Annotated in this window: 23 protein-coding genes and 1 other RNA gene; 11 read left to right on the plus strand and 13 right to left on the minus strand. The window is 63.6% G+C overall.

Annotation, left to right across the window (positions count from 1 at the left end; genetic code table 11):
- The first annotated feature begins 30 nt into the window (after positions 1-30).
- A complete protein-coding gene (gene edd, locus C0V82_RS08150; RefSeq protein ID WP_102111906.1) occupies positions 31-1,863 on the plus strand; it encodes a phosphogluconate dehydratase in 1,833 nt (610 codons plus the stop codon).
- Positions 1,864-1,883: 20 nt separating this feature from the next.
- On the plus strand, positions 1,884-2,516 hold the full coding sequence (locus tag C0V82_RS08155; protein ID WP_102111907.1) for a bifunctional 4-hydroxy-2-oxoglutarate aldolase/2-dehydro-3-deoxy-phosphogluconate aldolase: 633 nt from the start codon (positions 1,884-1,886) through the stop codon (positions 2,514-2,516).
- A 161-nt stretch (positions 2,517-2,677) separates the two neighbouring features.
- Here the strand turns inward: C0V82_RS08155 and C0V82_RS26820 are convergent, their stop codons facing one another.
- Both C0V82_RS26820 and C0V82_RS08165 read right to left on the minus strand, forming a co-directional pair.
- Positions 2,678-3,994, minus strand: coding sequence for a DUF5623 domain-containing protein (locus C0V82_RS26820; protein ID WP_158659808.1), 1,317 nt, complete (start codon positions 3,992-3,994; stop codon positions 2,678-2,680).
- Between the two features lie 307 nt (positions 3,995-4,301).
- Complete coding sequence (locus C0V82_RS08165; protein WP_102113319.1) at positions 4,302-4,649, minus strand: DUF3088 domain-containing protein; 348 nt, start codon at positions 4,647-4,649, stop codon at positions 4,302-4,304.
- 105 nt (positions 4,650-4,754) lie between these two features.
- Between C0V82_RS08165 and C0V82_RS08170 the strand changes: the two genes are divergently transcribed.
- On the plus strand, positions 4,755-5,144 hold the full coding sequence (locus tag C0V82_RS08170) for a YbaN family protein (RefSeq protein ID WP_102111909.1): 390 nt from the start codon (positions 4,755-4,757) through the stop codon (positions 5,142-5,144).
- A gap of 31 nt (positions 5,145-5,175) precedes the next feature.
- Here C0V82_RS08170 and C0V82_RS08175 read toward each other — a convergent pair whose 3' ends face one another.
- Complete coding sequence (locus C0V82_RS08175; RefSeq protein WP_102111910.1) at positions 5,176-10,020, minus strand: NAD-glutamate dehydrogenase; 4,845 nt, start codon at positions 10,018-10,020, stop codon at positions 5,176-5,178.
- 254 nt (positions 10,021-10,274) lie between these two features.
- Here C0V82_RS08175 and C0V82_RS08180 point away from each other — a divergent pair, with 254 nt between their 5' ends.
- A complete protein-coding gene (locus tag C0V82_RS08180) occupies positions 10,275-11,309 on the plus strand; it encodes an NrtR DNA-binding winged helix domain-containing protein (protein WP_245924039.1) in 1,035 nt (344 codons plus the stop codon).
- On the plus strand, positions 11,309-11,839 hold the full coding sequence (locus tag C0V82_RS08185) for a GNAT family N-acetyltransferase (protein ID WP_102111912.1): 531 nt from the start codon (positions 11,309-11,311) through the stop codon (positions 11,837-11,839). The genes C0V82_RS08180 and C0V82_RS08185 overlap by 1 nt, the downstream gene beginning before the upstream one ends.
- A 312-nt stretch (positions 11,840-12,151) precedes the next feature.
- On the opposite strand, the gene C0V82_RS08190 is transcribed toward C0V82_RS08185, so the two are convergent.
- The 7 genes from C0V82_RS08190 to thyA form a co-directional block, all read right to left on the minus strand.
- On the minus strand, positions 12,152-13,021 hold the full coding sequence (locus C0V82_RS08190; protein WP_102111913.1) for a MipA/OmpV family protein: 870 nt from the start codon (positions 13,019-13,021) through the stop codon (positions 12,152-12,154).
- Positions 13,022-13,133: 112 nt separating this feature from the next.
- On the minus strand, positions 13,134-13,880 hold the full coding sequence (locus C0V82_RS08195) for an enoyl-CoA hydratase-related protein (protein WP_102111914.1): 747 nt from the start codon (positions 13,878-13,880) through the stop codon (positions 13,134-13,136).
- A gap of 108 nt (positions 13,881-13,988) precedes the next feature.
- Positions 13,989-14,342: a TfoX/Sxy family protein gene (locus tag C0V82_RS08200; protein WP_102111915.1), complete on the minus strand. Its 354-nt coding sequence runs from the start codon at positions 14,340-14,342 to the stop codon at positions 13,989-13,991.
- 9 nt (positions 14,343-14,351) lie between these two features.
- Positions 14,352-14,852, minus strand: a complete 501-nt coding sequence (locus C0V82_RS08205) for an SspB family protein (RefSeq protein WP_102111916.1) — start codon at positions 14,850-14,852, stop codon at positions 14,352-14,354.
- Between the two features lie 267 nt (positions 14,853-15,119).
- Positions 15,120-15,473, minus strand: a transfer-messenger RNA (tmRNA) gene (gene ssrA / locus C0V82_RS08210).
- 136 nt (positions 15,474-15,609) lie between these two features.
- The gene (ggt, locus tag C0V82_RS08215) at positions 15,610-17,337 is read right to left on the minus strand and encodes a gamma-glutamyltransferase (protein WP_102111917.1); all 1,728 of its coding nucleotides are present in this window, start codon (positions 17,335-17,337) and stop codon (positions 15,610-15,612) included.
- 100 nt (positions 17,338-17,437) lie between these two features.
- Entirely contained in the window at positions 17,438-18,334 is an 897-nt protein-coding gene (gene thyA / locus C0V82_RS08220) for a thymidylate synthase (RefSeq protein WP_102111918.1), read from the minus strand.
- A gap of 98 nt (positions 18,335-18,432) precedes the next feature.
- On the opposite strand from thyA, the gene C0V82_RS08225 reads away from it, so the two are divergent.
- The 6 genes from C0V82_RS08225 to C0V82_RS08250 all read left to right on the plus strand — a co-directional run bounded on the left by C0V82_RS08225 (position 18,433) and on the right by C0V82_RS08250 (position 22,922).
- Entirely contained in the window at positions 18,433-18,939 is a 507-nt protein-coding gene (locus C0V82_RS08225) for a dihydrofolate reductase (protein WP_245924040.1), read from the plus strand.
- Positions 18,940-18,944: 5 nt separating this feature from the next.
- Positions 18,945-19,616, plus strand: coding sequence for an aspartyl/asparaginyl beta-hydroxylase domain-containing protein (locus C0V82_RS08230; RefSeq protein ID WP_102111919.1), 672 nt, complete (start codon positions 18,945-18,947; stop codon positions 19,614-19,616).
- 45 nt (positions 19,617-19,661) lie between these two features.
- Positions 19,662-20,156 carry a PaaI family thioesterase gene (locus tag C0V82_RS08235; protein WP_199772384.1) on the plus strand — a complete coding sequence of 165 codons (495 nt, stop codon included), beginning with the start codon at positions 19,662-19,664 and terminating at the stop codon, positions 20,154-20,156.
- Positions 20,129-20,743, plus strand: a complete 615-nt coding sequence (locus C0V82_RS08240; protein WP_102111920.1) for a TetR/AcrR family transcriptional regulator — start codon at positions 20,129-20,131, stop codon at positions 20,741-20,743. Before C0V82_RS08235 ends, C0V82_RS08240 begins: the two co-directional genes overlap by 28 nt.
- Before the next feature lie 88 nt (positions 20,744-20,831).
- On the plus strand, positions 20,832-21,473 hold the full coding sequence (locus tag C0V82_RS08245; RefSeq protein ID WP_102111921.1) for an elongation factor P hydroxylase: 642 nt from the start codon (positions 20,832-20,834) through the stop codon (positions 21,471-21,473).
- Between the two features lie 81 nt (positions 21,474-21,554).
- A complete protein-coding gene (locus tag C0V82_RS08250) occupies positions 21,555-22,922 on the plus strand; it encodes a pyridoxal-phosphate dependent enzyme (protein WP_102111922.1) in 1,368 nt (455 codons plus the stop codon).
- Positions 22,923-22,961: 39 nt separating this feature from the next.
- On the opposite strand, the gene phoB is transcribed toward C0V82_RS08250, so the two are convergent.
- From phoB to pstB, 3 genes are read right to left on the minus strand one after another with little or no spacing between them, the layout of a single operon-like run.
- Entirely contained in the window at positions 22,962-23,669 is a 708-nt protein-coding gene (gene phoB, locus C0V82_RS08255; protein WP_102111923.1) for a phosphate regulon transcriptional regulator PhoB, read from the minus strand.
- 43 nt (positions 23,670-23,712) lie between these two features.
- Positions 23,713-24,438, minus strand: a complete 726-nt coding sequence (gene phoU / locus C0V82_RS08260) for a phosphate signaling complex protein PhoU (protein WP_102111924.1) — start codon at positions 24,436-24,438, stop codon at positions 23,713-23,715.
- A 47-nt stretch (positions 24,439-24,485) separates the two neighbouring features.
- Positions 24,486-25,289, minus strand: coding sequence for a phosphate ABC transporter ATP-binding protein PstB (pstB, locus tag C0V82_RS08265; RefSeq protein ID WP_102111925.1), 804 nt, complete (start codon positions 25,287-25,289; stop codon positions 24,486-24,488).
- Positions 25,290-25,291: the final 2 nt, after the last annotated feature.

A 25,291-nucleotide genomic window follows, 5' to 3' on the forward strand; every position in this document is an offset into this window, starting at 1 on the left:
GCCGGGCGCCCCTGAAGGAGGAAGTTCAAGATGACACAGGACGCCATCCGCCGCGTCACCGACCGGATCATCGGGCGCAGCGTCGCCACCCGGTCCAAATATCTGGAGCAGACCCGCGCCGCCGCCGGCAAGGGTCCCAAGCGCGGCACGCTCGCCTGTGGCAATCTGGCCCATGGTTTCGCGGCCTGTGCCGCCGATGACAAGGCCAAACTGAAATCCGGGACCGAGCCGAATATCGCCATCGTCTCGGCCTATAACGACATGCTGTCGGCGCATCAGCCGCTGGAACGCTATCCGGCCCTGATCAAGGATGCCGTGCGCAAGGCCGGCGCCGTGGCGCAGTTTGCGGGCGGCGTGCCCGCCATGTGCGATGGCGTGACCCAGGGTCAGCCGGGCATGGAACTGTCGCTGTTCTCCCGCGATGTCATTGCCATGTCGACGGCCATCGCGCTCTCGCACAACATGTTCGATGCCGGCCTGTATCTGGGTGTGTGCGACAAGATCGTGCCGGGCCTGTTCATCGGCGCCCTGTCTTTCGGCCATCTGCCCGCCGTGTTCGTGCCCGCCGGCCCCATGACATCCGGCCTGTCCAACCCGGAGAAGGCCAAGGTCCGGCAGTTGTATGCTGAGGGCAAGCTGGGCCGCGACGCGCTGCTGGAGGCGGAGTCGCAGAGCTATCACGGGCCGGGCACCTGCACCTTCTATGGTACCGCCAATTCCAATCAGATGCTGATGGAGATCATGGGCCTGCACCTGCCGGGCGCATCCTTCATCAACCCCAACACGCCGCTGCGCGATGCGCTGACGGTCGCTGCCGCAGAGCGGGCCGCCAAGATCACGGCATTGGGCGATGATTACACGCCCATCTGCGACGTGATTGATGAAAAGGCCATCGTGAATGGCATCATCGGCCTGATGGCGACGGGCGGGTCCACCAACCATGCCATCCATCTGGTCGCCATGGCCGCCGCCGCCGGCATCCAGGTCGACTGGCAGGATTTCAGCGACCTGTCGTCTGCCGTGCCGCTGCTGGCCCGCGTCTATCCCAATGGCGTGGCCGATGTGAACCATTTCCACGCCGCGGGCGGCATGCAGTTCGTGATCTCCGAACTGCTGGATAGCGGCCTGCTGCATGGCGATGTGAAGACGGTGGCCGGTGACGGTCTGGACGCCTATCGCCAGGATGCTTTCCTGGATAATCACGGTGTCGCCACCTGGCGGCTGGGCGTGAAGGAAAGTGCCGATACCAAGGTGCTGCGCCCCGTCGCCGACCCGTTCGACAGTACGGGCGGCATGCGGCTTCTCTCTGGCAATCTGGGCCGGGGCATCATCAAGGTGTCGGCCGTCAAACCTGAGCATCGGGTGATCGAAGCACCCGCCGCCGTGTTCGACAGCCAGGACGATTTGCAGGCCGCCTTCAAGGCCGGTGCCCTGAACCGCGATGTCGTAGCCGTGGTCCGTTTCCAGGGTCCGCGCGCCAATGGCATGCCGGAACTGCACAAGCTGACCCCCGGCCTGGGCGTGTTGCAGGACAAGGGCTTCAAGGTGGCGCTCGTCACCGATGGCCGCATGTCGGGGGCGTCGGGCAAGGTGCCCGCCGCCATCCATATCACGCCAGAATGCCTGGGCGGCGGCCCGCTGGCCAAGGTGCGTGACGGCGACATCGTCAGCCTGGATGCCGAAACCGGCGAGTTGAACGTGCTGGTCGACGCCGCCGAATTCGCGGCCCGCACCGTTACCGTGCCCGACCTGTCCCACAATGAATGGGGCATGGGCCGCAACCTGTTCGGTGCCTTCCGGGCATCCGCCACCGGGGCCGAACAGGGTGGTTCCTGTTTCGCCGCCCCCATCCCCACCGCCTGATCCGACCGGAACCTGACAAGATGAGCATGGATATCACCCACATCGCCAGCCTGGCCCCGGTCATTCCGGTGATCATCATCGACCGGCTTGAAGATGCCCAGCCGCTGGCCGAGGCGCTGGTGGCCGGCGGCCTGCCGGTGTTGGAAGTCACCCTGCGCTCCCCCGCAGCACTCGACGCCATCCGCGTCATGGCCAAGGTGCCGGGCGCCGTGGTCGGTGCCGGCACCGTCATCGCCCCCGAACAGGTGGCGCAGGTGGCCGATGCCGGTGCAAAATTCATCGTCAGTCCCGGCACCTATCCGGGTCTGGTCGATGCCGTGCTGGACAGCGGCATCCCCTATCTGCCCGGCGTCGCCACCCCGGCGGAGATGATGTACCTGCTGTCGCGCGGTATCCGTCACCAGAAGCTGTTCCCCGCCACGGTGGTGGGCGGTATCGACATGCTGAAGGCAGTATCCTCGCCGCTGTCCCAGATCAAGTTCTGCCCCACGGGCGGCGTCACCGCCGCCACCGCGCCCGACTTCCTGGCGCTGCCCAACGTCATGTGCGTGGGCGGCTCCTGGGTGACACCCGGCAATATGGTCAAGGCGGGCGATTGGGCCGGCATCACGGCCTTGGCCCGTGAAGCAGCATCCCTGCCGCGTCGTTCTTAACGTTTTTCCGGTCCTCTACGATCGCCGTTGTCCGGTCATTTCACGGCGATCGACCTTATGGGCGGTTGGGGAAACCCAGCCGCCCATCTTTTTTGGGGGATTGTGGTGGGCGAGAAGAGGCACATCCATCTCGACGCCGCGAGCCGCTAGAAGGCCGATGGCTACTTTCCAGCGCGCTCCATTTTGTTGATCAACGACACCGACATGTCGATGCGTTGAATTTGCTGGCGAAGCGGCGCGCAGTCTGGATAGGCTGCCAACAGGCATTGCTTCAATCCGCCTAGTATCTCAACGATGCCAGCGCGCGATTTCACTGCCTTCTGGAAAGCCATATCACTCTCTGTATCATTGTAATACACGTCGAAGAATTCAGGGCCATCAAGTTTACCTGTTTTGATCTCAAGACTCATCCAGTCTTCCAGGGTTGAGCGCAGCGCATTCATACGGGTATCGACGCTATGACATGACAGATCAGATCGGATCACGGCCTTGATGATCCGTCCCGCCATAACATGATCATCTATCGCCATGCTGGCAGCAGGGCGCCGTCGCGATGAGCCAAGGCTATAACTGTAAGGCACAGTTGTCGCGCTAGCGGTCGGAAAGATTGTCCCTCTACACCGCGCTCGTCGGATATCTTGTGGCGATTTTGCCTTCGGGCTGACGAATTCATCCCAAGGGGTCACAGAATCGCCGGACCAGTTCTCGTCAATCAACGGTGTTGGCAAAGCGTCGATCTTTGCCACCAAAGCATCGAGATCATAACCGGAACGGCAATCAGACGCAGCGTATAGATCGCAACTGTAGGGATAGTACATACCTGGCCATGAGGCTTTGACAATACGCCAGCCGGTCCGAGCCGACCAAGCAGCACGCTTCGGTTCGTCTGGTGCCCCCCTATAAGGTTCATCAATTAAGATAAACTGCCCACACGCCGGATCGATCCACTTGGTGACGTGATCACTGCTCGGCAGTTTGTCATCCACAGAACCATTGGGGGGATAGACCTTACGGTGATTACGAGAGGGTTGCAGCCCTGTATGTTCCATAAAGCGGAGTGACCGCTCTGCAACACAGAGACGGTCGCGCGCAAAGTCCTGCGTTTGAGCTAGCGCGTCGCAAACAAAATGGTCCTCTGCGACCATACGAAGATTATTAAAACCTCGAACAGCTTTGAGCGCGGATTTACTGCAAATCTCAAGAATAGGCTTTGAGATTTCAATCTTGAGCGTCTCACGGCCACATCGATAGCCTTGCTTCTTGTCACTCCAGTATATGCTAATCAGCACATAATGACGCACGGGCGATGCCAGACGCAACGGAAGTGTACGCTGCGCGTTTCGAAAATTTGTGCAGTTTGCCGCCTGAGCTGCAAGATCAAGCGCTCTCGAATGCTTGATACCCAGCTCTTTACTCATTTGAGCAGCGAGACTTTTGACTCCACTCAGAGTCGTGGGGCGCACTTTACCGGTCAACATGGCTATTCTCCCGGCTTGATTTGCAAGCGTCACTCGCCGACCGCCTCCCAAGCCTGAAAGCCTGTTGAAGGGTTCAAAAATGAATGTACGGCAGCGCTGCCAGCAGCTTCGGAACGGCGAGTGCCATGCTCATGCCAAGAGCTAATTAAAAGTAAGAGAATTCGTGGGAAGTTTCAACCCCTGAAACGGCGCTGCATCTCAGTTCGTTTCGCCTGAAAGAACAAGATGTAGCCGCAGCTCAAGTTCCGCCAAGGGAATGTTGAAGCAGGGGATCCGGTGAAGTTAAGTGAACAGAACTCTGCCCCCCTCACGGATGCGGCAGCGGTATCCCGTGCCGCACGGCCAGCGCCTTCATAATGGCCGCCCTTGTGCCCGCAAAGCGCAAGCCGCCATGCCGCCCCGTCTCCAGCCCATCCTCAGCATCATCGCCAAAGATCAGCAGCGGCAGGCCCTGGTTCGCCTCCCCCACCAGCGCGACCACTTCCGCGCGGGGCCGGGGAAAGTCATGTCGGCGGACCTCTACCCGTTCGGCGATCACCGGAAACCGGGCCAGGATGCCCTCCATGAACATGCAATCGGCGCAATAGAAGCGCTGACCGGGGTACTTCTCGTCCGGGAAATCGGGCGGCAGCAGGTACAGGATGTCGCGGGCCATGGGGTTCTCCTTCATCTGTGCCCTTTTACCACGCCACCGCCCTTGCCAACCACCCGTCCCCGCGCCATTGTTGCGAATGATTTGCGATTGGCAGCGGAAAGCGGGATGACCGAGCCGAACAGCCGCCGCCGCTGGCGGCCCTTCTATCTGGCGCTGGGCTATATCTGCGTGGGGCTGGCCATGGCGGGGGCGGTGCTGCCGGTTCTGCCGACGACGCCGTTCCTGCTGGTGGCGCTGTGGGCCTATTTCCGCTCGCACCCCGAAAAGGCGCAGAAGCTACTGGACCATCCGCGCTGGGGCCCGCCCTTGCGCGACTGGCGCGAACAGGGGGCCATTCCGACGCGGGCCAAGATTATGGCCGTTGCCGTGATGGCCCTGTCCTGGGTCATCGTGTTCTTTACGACACAAGGGACCTGGGTCCCTGTGATTGTCGGTGTGATCCTGTGCTGCACGGCGACTTTCGTCGCCACACGCCCGGCACCGAAACGGGGATAAGGGCGGTCCGGCAAGACCGCCCCACCCATACTTACCCCGCCAGCAATCCGCGGAGCTGCCGCCCCGCCACCGCCAGCATGGCGATGTCCAGCGCCGCGACCCCGCGCAGGTCGGCCAGCAGGCTGTTGATCCGCTCCAGCGGGCCGGTGCGGTGCGCCGCCCAGGCGCTAAACAGGTCGCCGCCACCCTGGACCTGCACCAGCACGCGCGCCGTCAGGCGGGCCTGCAAGTTGAACAGGTCATCCAGCGAGGCCGCCACCGCCTGGCGCTGCCAGTGGTTTTCGCACCGAACCTCCGCCGTGCGTGCCCGCAGATATTCCAAGCCCAGACGGTCGCCCAGGTCGAAATAGAGGTTGGCGACGTCCGACGGATCGCGGCCCGCCTCCACGGCGATTTCCGCGATATCGGTGCTGGCCGCCAGCAGCGGCAGGGCCGAGACACGGCGGGCCAGATCGCCCGGCACCCCGTCCTTGGACCAGTTGCCCGCCGTCTCCGCCAGCCATTTCAGGGCCGAGGGCGACAGGATATCGGGCAGGTGACCCGTCAGTTCCTCCACCACCGGGGCCAGACGCGCCACTTCGGCGGCGATATCCAGCGGGTAGCTGCCATGGGCCAGGACCCAAGGCACGGCCCGGCGCATCAGACGGCCCGTATAGAGCATCATGGCCGTCTGCACGGCCGCCGGCACCTTGGTGTCCAGCGCCTCCACAGCATCCCACAGTCGGCGCAGACCGAAGGCGTCGCGGACGATCAGATAGGCGCGGGCGACATCGCCCTCGCTACGGCCCGTCTGTTCCACCATTTCCCAGGTGAAGGTCGGGCCGACGCGATTGACCATGCCATTGGTGACGGCGGTGCAGATAATCTCGCGCCGCAACTGATGGCGTGCCACGGCGTCGGGGAACCGTTCCTGCAAGGCCTTGGGGAAGTAGCGCATCAGATCGCGCTCAACCGTCTTATCCTCCGGCAGGTCGGAGGCCAGCAACTGGTCATAGAGGTCGATCTTGGCATAAGCCAGCAGCACCGCCGTTTCCGGGCGGGTCAGACCGCGCTTGGCGTTGACACGGGCGGCGATCTCCTCGTCATCGGGCAGGAACTCGATGGCGCGGGATAGTTTGCCGGCCTTTTCCATGGTGCGGGCGAACCGGGCCTGATCCTCCAGCGTTTCCACGGAAATGGCCTGGGCGATGGTCAGGGCCTGGGTCTGCTTGTAATTGTCGGCCAGGACCAGATCCGCCACCTCGTCCGTCATCTGGGCCAGCAGCACGTCGCGCTGTTCACGCGTCATGCCGCCGCCATCCATGACATCGCGCAGCAGGATCTTGATATTCACCTCATGGTCGGACGTATCCACGCCGGCGGAATTGTCGATAGCATCGGTATTGATCGACACGCCGGCCTGTGCCGCCTCGATACGACCGCGCTGGGTGAAGCCCAGATTGGCGCCTTCGCCCACCACCCTGGCCCGCAGATCGCGGCCATTCAGACGGATCGGATCATTGGCCTTGTCACCGGCATCGGCGTTGGTCTCGTCGGTGGACTTCACATAGGTGCCGATACCGCCCAGCCACAGCAGTTCCACCTTGGCGCGCAGGACGGCACGCATCAGCTCCGTCGGTGTGACCCGTTCGGTCTGAATCTCCAGGGCCTGACGGATTTCCGGCGACAGGGTGAGGGACTTCGCCCCCCGGTCGAAGATGGCGCCGCCCGGCGACAGCTTTGTCGTGTCATAATCGGCCCAGGACGAACGCGGCAGATCGAAAAGACGCTTACGCTCTACCCAGCTGCTGGTCGCATCCGGGTTGGGATCAACGAAGATGTGGCGATGGTCGAAGGCGGCGATCAGGCGAATATGCTTGGACAACAGCATACCGTTGCCAAACACGTCGCCCGACATGTCGCCCACGCCGACGGTGGTGAAATCCTCGGTCTGGATATCCTTGCCCAGTTCGCGGAAATGGCGCTTCACCGCCTCCCAGGCACCACGAGCGGTGATGCCCATGCCCTTATGGTCGTACCCGGCGGACCCGCCGGACGCGAAGGCGTCGTCCAACCAGAAGCCGTACTCACGCGATACGCCATTGGCGATGTCGCTGAAGGTCGCTGTACCCTTGTCGGCGGCCACCACAAGGTACGGGTCGTCACTGTCCAGACGCACGACATCGGTCGGCGGGATCACGACACCGTTTTTCAGGTTGTCGGTGATGTCCAGCAGGCCGCGCATCATCGTCTTATAGCATTCGATGACCTCGGCCATCACCGCATCCCGACCCGCACTGGCCGGCACGGGGTTCTTCACGATGAAGCCGCCCTTGCTGCCCACCGGCACGATCACCGCATTCTTGACGATCTGCGCCTTGATCAGGCCCAGGATCTCGGTGCGGAAATCCTCCTTGCGGTCGGACCAGCGGATACCGCCACGGGCCACCTTGCCACCACGCAGATGGATGGCCTCCACGCGCGGGCTATAGACCCAGATCTCCCGCCACGGGCGCGGCAGGGGCAGGTCGTCGATGGAGCCGCTGTCCAGCTTGAAGCTGATATAGCTCTTCGGCTTCCCGTCCGCGCCCTTCTGGAAGAAATTGGTGCGAAGCGTGGCGCGGATGATGTTCAGCATCCGGCGCAGGATGCGGTCTTCATCCAGATTGGTGACGGTGTCCAGCGCGTGGTCGATCTCCAGGATCAGGCCCTTGCGCTTGGTATCCACCTCATCCCGGCCCAGCTTGGCCAGGATGGCCGGATCATGGCTGAACCGGAACAGGTCCAACAGCAGGCGGGCGATCTTGGAATGGGTTGAGAGGGTATTCTCGATATATTCCTGACTGAAATCGAACTTGGCCTGCTTCAGATACTTGGCATAGGCACGGAAGACCGTGACCTCGCGCCAATCCATACCGGACAACAGCACCAGACGGTTGAACCCGTCCGACTGTGCCTCCCCGGTCCAGACGCGCTGGAACGCATCCTCGAATGCCGCCTTCACCCGGTCCAGCTCGACCGCGCGGCCATCGGCGGTGCGCATGTCGAAATCCTGCATGAAGACATTGGGCGTATCGCCGGGCAGTTCGACCTCAAACGGGCCACCTTCCGCCAGGATGCGCAGGCCCAGATGCTCCAGCATGGGCAGCACCTTGGACAGCTCCACCGGTCCGCCGGTCTGATAGACCTTGAAGAACAGTTGATGGGCGTCCGCTTCCACCGGGCGGTGCAGGTTCAGGGCGATGCCGCCATGGGAGATGATATGTTCGATCCGGGCCAGATCGACCACCGCCTCGTCCGGCGTATAGGCCTCCTGGTAGGAGGCGGGCAGGGTGCCGCTATATTTGCGGGCCAGGGCCAGACCCGCGGCCTCGCCCTTTTCTTCCACCAGCGCCTGGGTAAAGCGGTCGCGCCAGCCGCGCGAGGCTTCGATCAGCTGGCTTTCCAGCTCACCAACATCGACATCCGGCAGCTTGCCGGGCGTGGTCTGCACGATCAGGTGGACGCGCGCCAGCACGCTTTCCGACAGCGACACATTCACCTGGGTCGAGGTGCCGTCATAGGCCTTTTCGATCAGGGCCTGCAGGCGCTTACGCAGATCGGTATCGTAACGATCACGCGGAACATGGATCAGTGCGGAAACGAAACGCTCGAACGGGTCCTTGCGCACGAACAGGGCGACGCGCTGGCGCTCCTGCAAATGCAGCACGCCCATGGCAATGTCGTACAGCTCGTCATCGCCGATCTGGAACAGCTCATCACGCGGATAGGTTTCCAGGATATGGACCAGCGCCTTGCCATCGTGGCCGCGCCCGTCAAAGCCCGACCGCTCAATGACGCGGTTCACCTTCTGGCGCAGGAACGGGATGTCGCGCGATGACCGGTTATAGGCGGTGCTGGTGAACAGGCCGACGAACAGCCGCTCACCCACTTCCTCGCCCGCCTCGTTGAACAGCTTGACCATGACGGCGTCCAGCGGCGCGCGGCGATGGACCGTGCTGTCCTTGTTGGCCTTGGTCACCATCATGAAACGGGGGTGGCGGACAAACGCCTTCACCTCCGGCGGCAGCGTGGAGAAATAGCGCAGGCCGTCAAAGACGCTGACCTCGTCATTGCGCAGCAAGCCCAGGCCGGCGCCGGTCTGGATATCCAGCGTCTCCTCGCCATTGTCCTTGCCGAGGCGATATTCGCGGATGCCAAGGAAGATGAAATGGTCTTCATCCATCCAGCGCAGGAAGGCCAGGCCTTCCTCCCGCTCGTCCTCGGCCACGGGGCCATACTGGCCCGCAATGGTTTCGGTCAGACGGGCGCGCATGGCGTGGAAATCGGTGACCGAGGCACGGACATCGGCCAGCACGGCGGCGATGCCGGCGCGGATCGCGTCCAGTTCATCGCTGCCAGTGATCTGATCGACCTCGATATGCATCACCGATTCCGCGATGGCGTCGGCGGGTGCCTCACCATTCTGCCAGATGGCGGTCAGGCGGCCATCAGCATCGCGGCTGACCTTGATCACGGGATGCACCACCAGATGGACCGTCAGGCCCCGGCGGTTCAGTTCGGCGGAAACGCTGTCCACCAGGAAGGGCATGTCGTCATTGACGATTTCCACCACCGTATGGTGGGCGTGCCACCCGTCGCTATCGACGCGCGGGTTCAGGACGCGGACCAGCGCGTCGCCGCGCTTGCGCGTGCCCCCGAACTGCATGATGGCGATGGCCGCGCCATACAGCTCATCGGCGGTGGAGCGCAGCATGTCGTCGGGCGACACGTTGCGATAGAAGGCCCGGACGAACGCTTCGGCCAGGCCGGCCTTATCCTTGGACAACCGGCTGCGCAGCTTGGCGACAACCTGATCCACCAGCTCGGACTTACGCTGTTCGAGCTTGAACGCCATGGTATTTCTCCCGCAATGGACCGCATCTTGTCGGGGCGGTTTTGTGGCTGGATTGGCCCCGGCACGGTTCGCGGGCAACACCTTGCTCCTTTTATGCGTCGTCAGAAAGAGTGTCGGGTGACAGTTCCGCGTTCCGGAACGCTTATGCCGCCGACGGGCTGGCATACGGCATTCCATTGCTTTACAAGCGACTACGGCTTTCTTTTCGAATCCGACCGTCCAAACCCGTCCGCCAGAGAGGGAGCAAGCAGCCCGTGCCCGTGCCCGACTCGACAGTGCTGGGCCTGACCGCCGTCATCGTCGCCGTGACGGATGAGGTGCCGCGCGTGCTGGTGGTGCGACGCATGACGCACAACCTCGCCACGCCGGAACAGCGGGACGCGACGGCCGGCCAGGACGCCCTGCCCTTTGGCCCCTTTACCGCCGACCGCGACCGCACCCTGGAACAGGGTCTGCGCCGCTGGGTGGAGGAACAGACGGGCCTGCCGCTGCGCTATGTCGAGCAGCTTTATACGTTCGGGGACAAGTATCGTGACCCGCGCGAGCTGGAGGGTGGGGCCCGCGTCGTCTCTGTCGGCTATATGGCGCTGGTGCGGGAGGCGCCGCTGTCGGGCAGCGGGGCCGCCGAATGGCATGACTGGTACGATTACTTCCCGTGGGAGGATTGGCGCGATGGCCGCCCCGCCCTGCTGACCCGCACCATCCTGCCGGCCCTGTCGCGCTGGATCGCGGCGGCCCCCGACAGTGCCATTGCGGCGGCCCGCGCCGAACGTGTCTCCACGACCTTCGCCGAAGAAGAGCTTTGGGACACCGAGCGCGTGCTGGAACGGTATGAGCTGCTGTACAGCGCCGGCTTGGTGGAAGAGGCACTGCGCGACCGCGCCATCCGGCAGCGTCTGGGGTTGAGCCTGGACAATGGCCATCTGAATGAGCCCGACCTTGCCGCCCAGATGGGCACACCCATGGCCCAGGATAACCGCCGCATCCTGGCCGTGGCGCTGGGCCGGCTGCGTGGCAAGCTGAAATACCGCCCGCTTGTCTTTGACCTTTTGCCCCAGCAATTCACCCTGTTCCGGTTGCAGCGGACGGTGGAGGCGCTGTCGGGCGTGCAGCTCCATAAGCAGAATTTCCGCCGTCTGGTCCTGGCGGGGGGTCTGGTGGAGGCCACCGGATCACAGGAAGCCCATACCGGCGGACGCCCCGCTGAATTACACCGCTTCCGCCGCGACGTCCTGCGCGAACGGGTGGCGGCGGGCATCGGGCTGCCGCAGGTGCGGATGGTGGATTGATGATCGAAACCGACCGCCTGATCCTGCGCCCCTGGCTGGACAGCGACCTGGACGCTCTGACGGCCATCAATGATGACCCCGCCGTCTATCAATGGCTGGCCGGTCCCTTCACGAGGGAGATGAACGCGGCCAGCATCAAGCGGCAGCAGGGGTTTCAGGCGGACCATGGCTTTTGCTACTGGGCGGTGGTGGAAAAGACATCGGGCCAGTTGATCGGGATGGCGGGCCTGATGCCTGTCACGTTCGATGCCGGGTTCCTGCCCGCCGTGGAGATCGGCTGGCGCCTGTCGCCGTCGTTCCAGGGGAAGGGTTACGCGACGGAGGCGGCGAAGGCCGCCCTGACCCATGGCTTCGGCCCGGCGGGGCTGGACGAGATCGTGTCCTTCACCGTGCCTCACAATAGTGCGTCACGCGCCGTCATGGAACGGATCGGCCTGCGCCACGAACCGGCGATGGATTTCGATCATCCACGCCTGCCGGAAGGCCACCCCTTGCGTCGGCATGTGTTTTATCGGGTCAGAGCCACCTAGACCGTCATCCCGGCGGAAGCCGGGATGACGAATTGGGGGGAGGCCCCCCCAAACAAACAACGCCCGGCAGCAGGTCACCCCACTGCCGGGCGTCGATCCCCAGCCAGATCCCCGAAGGGACCCCAATTTCAACATCATGCCGACCGCCTGTCGCCAACCGGTGGGGTTACCCAATATCCCCGTGCATGTGCCAGAACCACTTTGCGAATCGCGTGCCAAGTGTAAAAGCGGCGTCTGACAACGCTTCCCAACAATCCCTCGACCCGACATCTGCCCAATCATGCGGCATTGGCGCCCAAATGGGCAGAAAACTCAGCGCACCACCGGCACGCGGGCTTCGGACTGCCAGAAGGACCAGCGCACGCCGGCACCGACGCTGACATTGGTCTTGTCGCGGAACAGCGGGCTGTCCTCGTTCGCCGACCCGCCGTAATAGCCGACCTGGGCCGCGCCAAACACCAGCAGCCGGTCATTGATGGGATAGGCCACACCCAGCGTGGTCTTGGTGCCGATATAGCCGTCATCAGCCTTGTAGGCCCGGCGCGTAGCCGTGGCATAGGCCGCATCGACGCCGTAGAAATAATCATTCACCCCGTCAAAGCCGAAGACCGGCCCGATGGAGGCATACCCGCGCAGCTTGGTCCCGCCCAGGGAGCGGTCGGACCAGCTCAGCTCAGGATTGACGCTGATGCCTTCATAATCAAACCCGATAAGACGGGTGGCGATGACAGCGCGCACCTCCACCCCCAGATCGACCTGCACATCCGCATGCTTGGGCATGAAATGCCAGGTGGCCTTGGGTCCCGCTTCGATCAGCAGGTCCAGGTCGGGCATGCCCTGGCGGGCCTTGTTATCCTTGCTGTCGACATCAAACGACCCATCCAGGCCGATATCCAGCTCAAACCGCCCGCCGGCCATTTCCTGGCGCGCGCGGATGAAGCCATTATCGCCAATGCGCAGATTGTCACCGCGATAGATCAAGAACGGCACGGGCAGCGCCTTGAACTGCCCTTCTGACGCCGCCGGATAATGCGCGACATAGCCACCGGCGGCCAGGATGCTGCCCTCCCACAAGGGGGCGGTTTCGTCCGTCGTCTCCATCCCGAACAGGGCCGACTGCGCGGCGGCGGGGCTGGACAGGGCCAGCAGGGTGGTAGCAAGGGCGGCAAGGCGGCGGATCATGGGGTGCAGGACCGGTCATGTTGCAGGGCGGCATAGCTCTACCGCATCGCCGCCGCCGCCGCCACATCCACCAAGGGGCTACATAAAATGCCACCCCCACATCCCTTAACCCTTACTTCTTCCCCTTCATCATGAAGGCCTGGAAGGCGGCCATGGCTTCGGGGGAGCGAAGGCAGGCGCCGAAAATCTGACCTTCCTTCTTCATGGTGGCCAGCACCTCTGCCTGATTGGGGCGCATCAGGGCCTTGGTCTGGCGCATGGCGCCCACCGGCTTGGCGGCCAGGGCCTTGGCCTTGGCAAGGGCCGTGGCAGCCAGATCGGCGGCGGGCACGATGCCCGACAGAATGCCGGTCGCCAACGCCTCCTCCGCCCCCAGCGGTTCCCCCAGCATCAGCATGCGGGCCGCCTGGGCATGGCCCATGGTGCGCGGCATCAGGATGGAACTGGCGGCCTCAGGCACCAGCCCCAGATCGACGAAGGGCACATGCAGGCGCGCATCAGGGGACGCATACACCAGATCGCAATGCAGCAGCATGGTGGTGCCCACGCCGACCGCCATCCCCTCCACCGCCGCGACCAGCGGCAGCGGCGTGGTGGCCAGTGCGAACAGGAACTGGAACACCGGCGCATCGTCACTGGCGGGCGGATTGGCCAGGAAATCGCCAATATCATTGCCGCCGGTAAAGAACCCACCCGCCCCCTGGAACAGGACAGCGCGGATGCCGGCATCGGGTGCCGTCTTCAACGCCTCGGCCATCGCGGCATACATGGCGGCGGTCAGGGCGTTGCGCTTGTCGGCGCGGTTCAGGGTGATCGTGCGCACGCCATCGGCGTCATTCACCAGCACATGCTCGGTCATTTCGGGCGCTCCCCAGCCTGGGATTATCGTTGGCGCACAGGACGCCCGAACCGGGCAACGCCGTCAAGCCGGAAAGCGCACGACCGTGCGGAAAGGCGGCTGGGACCGCTATTTCTTCTTCGGCTTGCGCGGTGCGCGCAACGCCACCTCGAACGCAGGCCGGACCCAGACCATCAGGCTGTCCGCATCCTCCAGCGCGTCCGCGGGGGGACGATGATAGTTCATCGTCCGCTCCGGCTGGTCTTCATAGGGTGCAAAGGCCGGCAGGCCCAGCGCCTCATAGGCGGGGCGATTCTGCGCGTCGGTTTTCAGATAAAGCTCCTCACCCGCGACCAGGGCGAAATTCATCCCGTCGATCGACAGGCCCCAGCCTCCGAACATGGACCGTGCCACCACCGGCCCCAGCGGTTGCATCAGCTCTAGCACATGGGTGACGAACGGGGGCGGGCGGCGCGGGGCCATGGACAGGCCTTACTTCTTGCGGAAGGCGTCCAGGGCGACGACGGTGCCGGTCGGCTTCGGCGCATCGTCGTCGGGTTCGTCGGTGGCGGCCACCGTATCCGTCCCCTCTTCCTCCATCTCCTCCTCGTCCACCAGCAGGTCCGGCATATCGTCGGGCTGGAATTGCAGGACGAAATTCACCGATGGGTCGGCGAAGGTGATGATGGTGATATAGGGCACGACCAGCCGGCGCAGCACACCGCCGAACGACAGGGTGACCGCGAACTTATCATTCTCCACCGTCAGGTCGTAGAACTGGTACTGCAGGACGATGGTCATCTCCGTCGGGTACTTGGCGCGGAGATAGTCGGGGATATCCACCCCTTCGGCATCGGTGCGGAAGGTGACATAGAAATGATGCTCGCCCGGCAGCTGTCCGCCCCGGTTCAGAACCTCACGCAGGGCCTGTCTGACGACGCCACGCTTGGCGGCCTCGACCATGCGGTCATAGCGGAGCATTTCCTCGGACATCGGTTAAGCGAACCCCTGGCAACGAACGCGACGGAACAGACCGTCCCCCATCTGGCCCCAGACAAGCCTATTACGGACGGATAATCAAGCGTCGGGCGCAAATGTCTGCGTTCCCGTATGCAGCCATGCGGGAATGGGGGCTTAGCCGGTGCCAGAACATACCGCCAAGCGGAGCTTGGGTGGCGCGTTGAGCGCCCCCGACCGCGTGGTTGCGTGAAGCCCACGGCACGGATGTGCCCGCCCGGCGATTGAGGGAGCAAAATATAAGGTGGGGGGATTCTGTTGCCCAGCTCCCCCCGGGCTGCGAACTAAGCTAACTGACTAACGCCCTTTAGGGGGAATTAGGCAGCCATGCGAAGGTCAGACGCCGAGTTATCGTTGGCATCTATGAGGTTTGACCCGATAACGGCGGTATCATGCCGAGGGAAGACTATGCCTTTATTACGCGCGTCGATCCTGTTTCGCCCCCATGAACCATCAGCCGTCAGGCCGAAGGTGAATGGTGGAGGCGCCGGGTACCGCCCCCGGGTCCGCAACGTCTATTCCACACCGCGTTTATCCCCATAGTCGGGCGAACCCGACAAGGTTCATATAGGCGATTGCAATGCGGGTTTAAAGGGGGATGTTGGGGGAACCATGTCCCAGTATCGAGGATGGAAGCATCCATCCTCGGTTGGTGCGCTGAGCGCCCGCGCACCCATGTGCGCGTAAGCCAAGGGCGCGGATGCGCCCGCCCGGCGCTTGAGGGCACACGACGTTACGGCGCCCCCGCCGTTCCGTTCGACCTGGGGTCCGCGCCCCCGCGCCACTGGCCCGTCATCTTGTCGATGCCGTTCAGCTTGCCGCCGAAATCATCGACCACGACCTCATGGCCCATGGCGCGCAGCTTGTCCGCCATGTCGCCGACCGCTGTCCCCGCCTCAATGCGGATCGTGTCGCCACTACCCATGAAGGTGGGCAGGGCCAACGCCGACTGCACATCCAGCTTCCAGTCCAGCACCCCGACAATGGCCTTGGCCACCTGCGCGATGATGGTCGGCCCGCCCGCAGCGCCGATGGCGAGCACGGCCTGACCGTTCTGGTCATAGACGATGGTGGGCGACATGGAACTGCGCGGCCGCTTGCCCGGCTCCACGCGGTTGGCGGTGGGCACACCGTCCACATCGGGGATGAAGTTGAAATCCGTCAGCTCATTATTCAGGACATAGCCATCCACGATGATGCCAGAGCCGTAGATATCCTCAATGGTGGAGGTCATGGAGGCGACATTGCCCCATTCATCGGCGACGGAGAAATGGGTGGTGCCGGGGATTTCATTGTCGGCAATCTCCGACACGCGCGGCGCATCCTTGGGGTTGCCCGCCGGCGCCTTGGGCATGGCCTTTTTCGGGTCGATCAGCCGGGCCCGGTCCTTGATATAGGCGGGGTCGGTCAGTCCTTCGACCGGCACCTTCACATGATCGGGATCGCCCAGCCACTTGGCCCGGTCGGCATAGGCCAGCCGCATCGATTCGCCTAGAATATGCCAGGCTTCCAGGCTGTTCGGCCCCATGGCGGGAATGTCGAACCCTTCCATCTGTTTCAGGATGGTCAGCACCGCGATCCCACCGGATGAGGGCGGCCCCATGCCGCAGACCGTATAGACACGGTAGGTGCCGCAGACGGGCGTGCGCGGGATCGCCCGGTAATTCACCATGTCGTCCGCGGTGATGACACTGGGGTTACGGGGCGCATTACCTACCGCCGCGCGCAGCCGATCCGCCGCCGGCCCCTTGTAGAAGGCGTCCGCCCCCTTTTCCGCCACCAGGGTCAGGAGGTCAGCCAGCTTTGGATTCTTGATCACCGACCCCGCCGGCTTGGGCGATCCGTCTGGTTGGTAATAGAGTTCCTGCGCTTCCCGTGAGACAGACAGCAGCGGCTTCTGTTCCTCCAGAAATTTCACCATGCGCGGGGTGACGACAAACCCGTCGCGCGCCAGCTTGATTGCCGGCTGGAACAAAGCCTTCCAGGGCAGCTTGCCATGGCGGGCATGGGCCAGCTCAATCAGGCGGATATTGCCCGGCACGCCCACCGACAGGCCGCCGGCGCGCGCCAGTTCATAATCCATTTCCTGGCCGTTCTTCATGAAGCGGTCGGGTTTGGCCGCCGACGGCGCCTCCTCCCGACCGTCATAGCTGAACGTGTCCTTTGACCCCGCCGGGTGGTACAGCATGAAGCCACCACCGCCGATGCCGGACGATTCCGGCTCCACCACCGTCAGGGCCAGCATCAGGGCCGCCGCCGCATCTGCCGCCGACCCACCCTGGCGCAGGATTTCCCGCCCCGCATCGGTGGCGCGCGGGTCTGCCGATGACACCATGGCCTTGCCCATAGGCAGCGCCGTCGCCGTGGTACTTTCCTTCTGCGCCCAGGCCCCCATGGCCGGTATCGCGCACAGCGCGGTGGCAACACAAAGCGACAGGGCAAGCGAACGCAGGCGGGTCATCGCGGGGCATCTCCGGCTGGGCTAAAGTGCCGTCAGCTTCCCACGAAAACCACGCTCATCCCACTGTAAAGTATTGATTATTTTCTGTGCAGGATGCCGCTCATACCGCCACGTCCGCCTTGATGGGCGGGTGCGGATCATAGCCATCGACGACGAAATCTTCGATCCGGTAGGCGTCGATGCTCTCGGCGCGCGGGGTCAGGGTCATGCGCGGCAGGGGGCGCGGGGTGCGGGACAGCTGTTCACGGGCGGCGTCCAGGTGGTTGAGGTAGAGATGCACATCCCCGCCCATCCACACAAACTCCCCCAGGCGCAGCCCCGCCTGCTGCGCCAGCATGGCCTGCAAGGCCACCGCACCGGTCAGGTTGAAGGGCAAGCCCAGCAGCACATCGCAGCTGCGCTGATACATCAGCCCATTCAGGCGGCCATCGCTGGTGACATGGTACTGATAGACCATGTGGCAGGGTGGCAGGGCCATGCCGCCCAGTTCCGGCACGTTCCAGGCATGGAATAGCAGGCGGCGGCTGGCAGGATTTTCGCGCAAGCCCTTGACCAGGGCCGCGATCTGGTCATGTTCCCGGCCGTCGGGGCCCAGCCAGCGGCGCCACTGCTTGCCATAGACCGGCCCCAGCTCACCCCACCGGGCGGCAAAGGCATCATCCTCCACGATCCGCTGCTCAAACTCCTTCTGGCTGATCTCCTCCCCCGTCTCCCGACGGTAGGTGGCAAGCGGCCAGTCGGTCCAGATCGTGACCTTCTCCTTCAGCAGCGGCTGGATATTGGTGCCACCGGTCAGGAACCACAGCATCTCCTTGACCGCCAGTTTCCAATAGACGCGCTTGGTGGTCAGGATGGGGACGGTACCGTCCGACAGGTCGAACCGCATCATGGAACCGAACAGGGACTTCGTGCCCACACCCGTCCGGTCCACGCGGGCATCGCCACGGGCCAGGATGTCTTCCATCAGGTCCAGATATTGCTGTTCGGGATGGCGCATCGCTTGTTGGCCCTGCTTTGCCTGTCATGCTGCAAGTGGTTGTTCATTAGCCCGGCGGGCGGCTATTGTCACCCATCGACCGTCTGGAGACCTCAGCCTTGTTCCTTTCCGTGATCGCCGCCGTCGCCCGCAATGGGGTTATCGGTCATGAAGGCCGCATGCCCTGGAAGCTGCCCAATGATCTGCGCTTCTTCAAGCAGGTGACCATGGGTAAGCCCATGATTATGGGTCGCAAGACCTGGGAAAGCTTCGGGTCGAAGCCCTTGCCCGGCCGCCCGCATATCGTGATCACCGGCAACCCGGATTTCGTGGCCGAAGGAGCCATCATCGTCCATGACCTGGAAACGGCCATCGCCACGGGCAAGCGCCTGGCGGAAGAAGCCGGTGGCAATGAGGTAATGGTGATTGGCGGGGCGCAGATCTATGCCGCCGCATTGCCCCTGGCTGACCGCGTCTTCCTGACCGAGATTGCAGCCAGCCCCGCGGGCGACACCTACTTCCCGGAATTCGACCGCACCGCCTTCCTGGGTGAAGAACTGGGCATGCAGATGGCCAAGGGGCCGGACCAGCCGGCCTTCCGCGTCATGCTGTTCCATCGGCGGTGATCCGGATGACAGGTCTGATGCCCTGGCAGGAGGCGACGGTTGGCAGCGGCCTGATGCTGTCGGCACAGTCCAGCCTCCGGGTCGATCCCGGTATCCTGGAGCGACAGGTTCAGGCGGCCATCGACAGCGTGCCGGATGAGATGCGTAACCGTTTTGGCAGCCCCAATGGCGATTGGACCGCCATCACCCTTCTGTACAGGAACCAGAAGGGGATATCTGTGCCGCAGCCGCCGCTGGCCCATATCCCGGTCCTGACCGACCTGCTGCGTGATGCCGGCATCGACCCGTTCGGCCTGCATATCACGCGGCAGCCGCCGGGCGTGGACCTGAAATGGCATTTCGACCATCAGTCCCTGCATCTGGATATCTGCCGTCTGCTACTGCCGGTGCGGGTGCCGGCGGATGCTTTCACCTGGATCGGGCATGAGAAGGTGGCTTATCCGCCCGGCACCCTGTGGACGGGCGATTTCGCCATGCCGCATCAGGTGGAAAACCAGACGGACCAGGAACGGATCGTCATCGCCATCGACAGTGCCGTGACGCCCGCCATCCGGGCCTTGTTCCCCGCCAGTCTGTCAAGCGACGGCGCGCGACGTAGTACACTGGCGCAGGAAGGTATCAACGCCCTTCTTGCCGCGCGCGCAAGCCCACTGATTTGCCCCGTCAAAAATTCTTGACCGACCGTTCTTTTTTGCCCAATGTCTCCATCGGAGACTTTTACCATGCTGAAAATCATCCTTCCCCTGTTGTTCAAGGTGAGGCCCAAGATGGTCTATGACATGATCCGCCAGCAGATGGTGGGTTCCCTGCCCTTCGTGCGCCATTGCGGCATTGATCTGGTTGCGCTGGGCGACGGCACCGCCGAGGCGCGGGTGACCGACCGGGCGGAGGTGAAGAACCATATCGGCACGCCCCATGCCGGCGTCATCTTCACCCTGGCCGAAACGGCCAGCGGCGGCGCGATGGCTGGTGCCATGGCGCCTGTCCTGGCGGGCATCCGGCCCGTGGCGGCCCAGGCGACGATCCAGTATCTGGCCGTAGCCAAGGGCGATCTGCGTGCCGTGGCCCGCACGGGCCGGTCGGGTGCCGATTTGCGGGCGGAACTGGAATCCTCCGGCAAGGTGCGGTTCCCCGTTGAGGTGGAGATCCTGGACGGGGCGGACCAGCCTGTGTCGAAGATGGTGGTGGAATGGTACGTCAGTCCCAAGCGGTCCTGACCACCAACCCGCCCGCCCGCCGCGAAAGCTTCCACCATGGTGACCTGCGCGCCGCATCCCTCTCGGCGGCCCTGGCCATGGTGGAGGCAGGCGGCCCCGAGGCCCTGTCGTTCCGCGCGGTCGCAGCGGCGGTCGGTGTCAATCACCGTGCGCTTTACCGCCATTTCGCGGACAAGCATGAACTGACACTGGCCCTGGCGGCACAGGGGTTCGATGGGCTGGCCGCCGTCATCCAGGCCGGGTTCGATGCCGATGGCGGTAGGGCCAGCCCCGGCCCGCTCTACCGCGCCTATGTGGATTTCGCCCTGGACCGGCCCGCCCTTTACGCCCTGATGTATGGGATTCCGGGACAGGATTACCTGACCCATCCGGCACTGGCCCCATCGGTAGCCAAGGTCACGCGTCTGGCGGGCAAGGCCTTCCGCCGGGCGGACGACCCGCCCGGCTTCTCCATCGCCATCCGCGACCGCGTCATGCGGGCCTGGGGGGAGGTGCATGGCCTTTGCGATCTGTGGCAGCGCGGGGCGCTCAGGGCGCGGGATGCCGGGGCGGCCAAGGCCTATATCCTTGCTTTGCTGGCACAATGATGCGTCCGCCACCTCTGCGCCACGCGATATCCCGCCGCGCTTCTTTGGCACTTCACGCAGACCCATCGGTCGATATCTTCTGCACGCCATGCAATTGACCACCATCCCCGACCACATCCTGCCGGATGCCCTGGCCACGGTTGCCAGCCACTTGGCCCCGGAAAGCCGGACGGCGCAGGTATTTGCCCGCATCGCAGCCACGCGCGACCTGGTCGCGCTGGGCGTGGACACGCCGGCGCACCGGGCGGCGGGCGTCAATCTGGCCCGGCGCTTTGGTATCGGCGTGATCGACGAGGAACCGCAGGCGGCTTTCTCCTATGATGGTCATTCCATCCGCACCCGGTCAGAGGCATATGTCCTGATCCATGAGGTGGCGCACTGGCTGGTGGCCCCGCCCGAACGCCGGGGCCTGATCGATTTCGGCCTGGGTGCCGGCCCTGAGTCCGGTCGCGTGGACGAGGCCAACCGCGCCCTTGCCGTGGGCCAGGATGACCAGATACGCGAAGAGGCGCTGGCCTCGCTGCTGGGAATCCTGTGGGAGGTGGAGTTGGGTCAGCCCGCTATCCTGGCCTTCCTGGAACAGAACTGGCTGGAGGGCTGGGAACGGCCAGCCTGCGCTGAGAATCTAACCGACAATGTCGAAGCGCTTTTCCAGGCGGGTTTGATCAATGCGGATGGGCGGCCAATTCCGCCGGAATCGTGCGTGGATCGCGCCTGCGCCGCAGCTTGATTTCGTTATTTCACACCCCCTTGCGGGTGGTTTGAGGATGCGGTTCCCTGAAGGCAAAACCATTTGCCCCAGGGGGGAAACATGTCCGGCGCACCCGCCATCCTGTCCATGATCGGCAACACCCCGATCGTCCGCGTCACCCGTTTCGATACCGGCCCGTGTGAGCTGTATCTGAAGCTGGAGAACCAGAATCCCGGCGGCTCCATCAAGGACCGAATCGCGCTCAAGATGATCGAGGCGGCTGAAGCCGAAGGCAAGCTGGCCCCCGGCGGTACCGTGATCGAGGCGACGGCGGGCAATACCGGCCTGGGCCTGGCCCTGGTCTGTGCCGCCAAGGGTTACCGCCTGATCCTGGTCATCCCTGACAAGATGGCGACCGAGAAGATCAACAATCTGCGGGCACTTGGCGCACAGATCCACATCACCCGATCGGATGTGGGCAAGGGTCACCCCGCCTATTACCAGGACATTGCCGAACGCCTGTCGAATGAAATCCCCGGCAGCTTCTATGTGAACCAGTTCGCCAACCCGGCCAATCCCCGCGCGCATGAGGAATGGACCGGCCCGGAGATGCTGCGCCAGATGGATGGCGATATCGACGCGGTGGTGGCCGGCATCGGCTCTGGTGGTACCTTCACGGGCCTGGGTGCCTTCTTCGCCAAGGCCAGCCCCAAGACCGCCATGGTCATTGCCGATCCGGTCGGGTCCATCATCGCCGATCTGGTGAACAAGGGCACGCATGACGAACCCGGTTCCTGGGTCGTTGAAGGCGTGGGCGAGGATTTCGTGCCCCCTATCTGCGACCTCCAGTACGCCAAGGCCGCCTATTATGTCAGCGACACCGAAAGCCTGAATGCCGCGCGCGACCTGCTGCGGCTGGAGGGCATCCTGGCCGGGTCCTCATCGGGCACCCTGTTCGCGGCGGCGCTGAAATATTGCCGGGCGCAGACGACGCCCAAGAAGGTCGTCACCTTCGTCTGCGACACGGGCAACAAGTACCTGTCGAAGATGTTCAACGATGCCTGGATGGAAGATCACGGCTTCACCCCGCGCGAACGTCATAATGACCTGCGCGACCTGATGACCCGCCGTTTCGACAAGGGGCAGGTCGTGACAGTCGGGCCGGAGGATACGCTGCTGACCGCGTACAAGCGGATGCGGATTTCCGACGTGTCACAGCTTCCCGTGATGGAAGGCGAACGGGTGATCGGTATCCTGGATGAAAGCGACCTGCTGCTGCATGTCGAAAAGGACCCGGCCCGGTTCCGCGACAAGGTCTATACGGCCATGGTCAATCGGCTGGAAACCCTGCCCGTGACGGCGACCATGGCCGACCTGCGCGCCCTGTTCAACCGTAACATGGTGGCCATCATCATGGACGGCCCGGTGTTCCTGGGCCTGCTGACCCGCACCGACGTGCTGAACCATCTGCGCCGGCAGTTGGGGTAAAATAAAAAGGGCCGCTCCAATGGGGCGGCCCTTTTCACATCACATCGTGGTCTTGTTATCCAACGCGTATCCCGCCGACCGGACGGTGCGGATCACATCCTGCTCTTCCGTCTCATTCAGCGCCTTGCGCAGCCGGCGGATATGCACGTCGACGGTGCGCAGCTCCACATAGACATCGTGGCCCCAGACGATGTCCAGCAGCTGTTCACGCGAGAAAACCCGCCCCGGATGCTGCATGAAATGGCGCAGCAGGGCGAATTCCTTCGGGCCCAGATGGATATCCCGGCACCCGCGCCGCACGCGGTGCGCGGCCAGGTCCATGGAGATGTCGGAGAAGCGCAGCAGTTCCTCCGCCAGCCCCGGCGAGGCGCGGCGCAGGACGGCGCGGATGCGGGCGACCAGTTCGGTGGGACTGAACGGCTTGGACAGGTAATCATCCGCCCCGCTATTCAGTCCACGGACCTTGTCCGCTTCTTCCCCGCGCGCCGTCAGCATGATGACGGGCGTCTCGCGGGTCTTGGGGTTGCGGCGCAACTGACGGCAGACCTCCAGCCCGCTCATCAACGGCAGCATCCAATCCAGCAGGATCAGATGCGGGCTGCGTTCATCGGCCAGCAGCAGGGCTTCTTCCCCGTCACCGGCGGTGATGACCCGGAACCCTTCACGTTCCAGATTGTAGGACAGCAGGGTAACGAGGTCGGCCTCGTCTTCAACAACCAGGATCAGCGGCTTCAAGGCGGCGTTCATCGGGGTCCCTTGGCGCTAGACGGGGTGACAGGGAGAGGCCGTTTCAGCCTTCGCTGTCCACCGGTTCAATGATGGTGAAGCTGGACTTGTCGCTCTTGGGCCGTTCCGCCGTCAGCGGCTGGCCCTTGACCAGGAAATGCACAGTTTCCGCAATGTTCGTCGCATGGTCGCCGGCGCGTTCCAGGTTCTTGGCGATGAACAGCAGGTGCGTGCAGGGGGTGATGTTGCGCGGGTCTTCCATCATGTAGGTCAGGACCTCGCGGAAAAGGCTGGTATAGAGGTCATCCAGCTCTTCATCCCGGTGCCAGGCGGCCACGGCCTTTTCGACATCGCGGTCGATATAGGCATCCAGCACGTCCTTCAGCATTTCCTGCACCAGACGCCCCATGCGCGGGATGGTCCCGGCGGGTCGCATGACCGGCAACTGCGCCAGGGCGATGGAGCGCTTGGCGATATTGGCGGCATAATCGCCCGTGCGTTCCAGATCGGCGGAGATTTTCAAGGCGGCCAGTACTTCACGCAGGTCCACACCGACCGGCGCACGCAGCGCCAGCATACGGATGGCGTCATGTTCAATCTGGCGCTCAAACTCATCCAGGCGGGTATCGCCCTGCATGACTTTGGTGGCGCCTTCGACATCGCGGCGGCCCACGGCCTGCACGGCCGCTTCCACCTGCGCCTCCACCACGCCGCCCATCTGGGCGATCAGGTTGGACAGGCGCTGCAACTCCGCCTCAAAGGACTTGACGGTATGTTCGGTCGGCGACATGGACGTAAACCCTCAAAGCGTAAAGAGCGTTGGTTGGGGAACTGGTATCAACCGTAGCGGCCGGTGATGTACCCCTGGGTGCGCTCGTCGCGCGGGTTGGTGAAAATCTCTTCCGTGTCACCCACCTCCACCAGATCGCCCAGATGGAAGAAGGCCGTGCGCTGCGACACGCGGGCGGCCTGCTGCATGTTGTGGGTGACGATGGCGATGGTGAAGCTTTCACGCAGCTCGTCGATCAGCTCTTCGATATGCGCGGTGGCGATGGGGTCCAGGGCCGAACAGGGCTCGTCCATCAAGATGACTTCCGGGCTGACGGCAACGGCGCGCGCGATGCAGAGGCGCTGCTGCTGACCACCCGACAGGCCGGTGCCGGGCTCATGCAGGCGATCCTTGACCTCATTCCACAGGCCAGCACGCTTCAGCGACGTTTCGACGATGGCATCGAACTCGTCCTTGCGGGTGGCAAGGCCATGCAGCTTCGGCCCGTAGATCACATTTTCATAGATCGATTTGGGGAACGGGTTCGGCTTCTGGAACACCATGCCGACCCGGGCGCGCAACTGCACCACGTCCAGCTTGGGATCATAGATATCTTCGCCATCCAGCAGGATCTTGCCTTCGACGCGGCAGATATCGATCGTGTCGTTCATGCGGTTCAGCGTCCGCAGGAACGTGGACTTGCCGCAGCCCGAGGGCCCGATCATGGCCAGAACCTCGTTCTGGTACAGATCGACATTGACGCCGTGCAGCGCACGCTTGGCGCCGTAAAACACTTTCACGTCACGGGCCGACATCTTCACCGTCTGCGCGACGGCGGCCTGGGCGGGCTTGTTCAGGGTCATGCTGTCCATGG

Source organism: Niveispirillum cyanobacteriorum, from assembly GCF_002868735.1.
Lineage (GTDB): Bacteria > Pseudomonadota > Alphaproteobacteria > Azospirillales > Azospirillaceae > Niveispirillum > Niveispirillum cyanobacteriorum.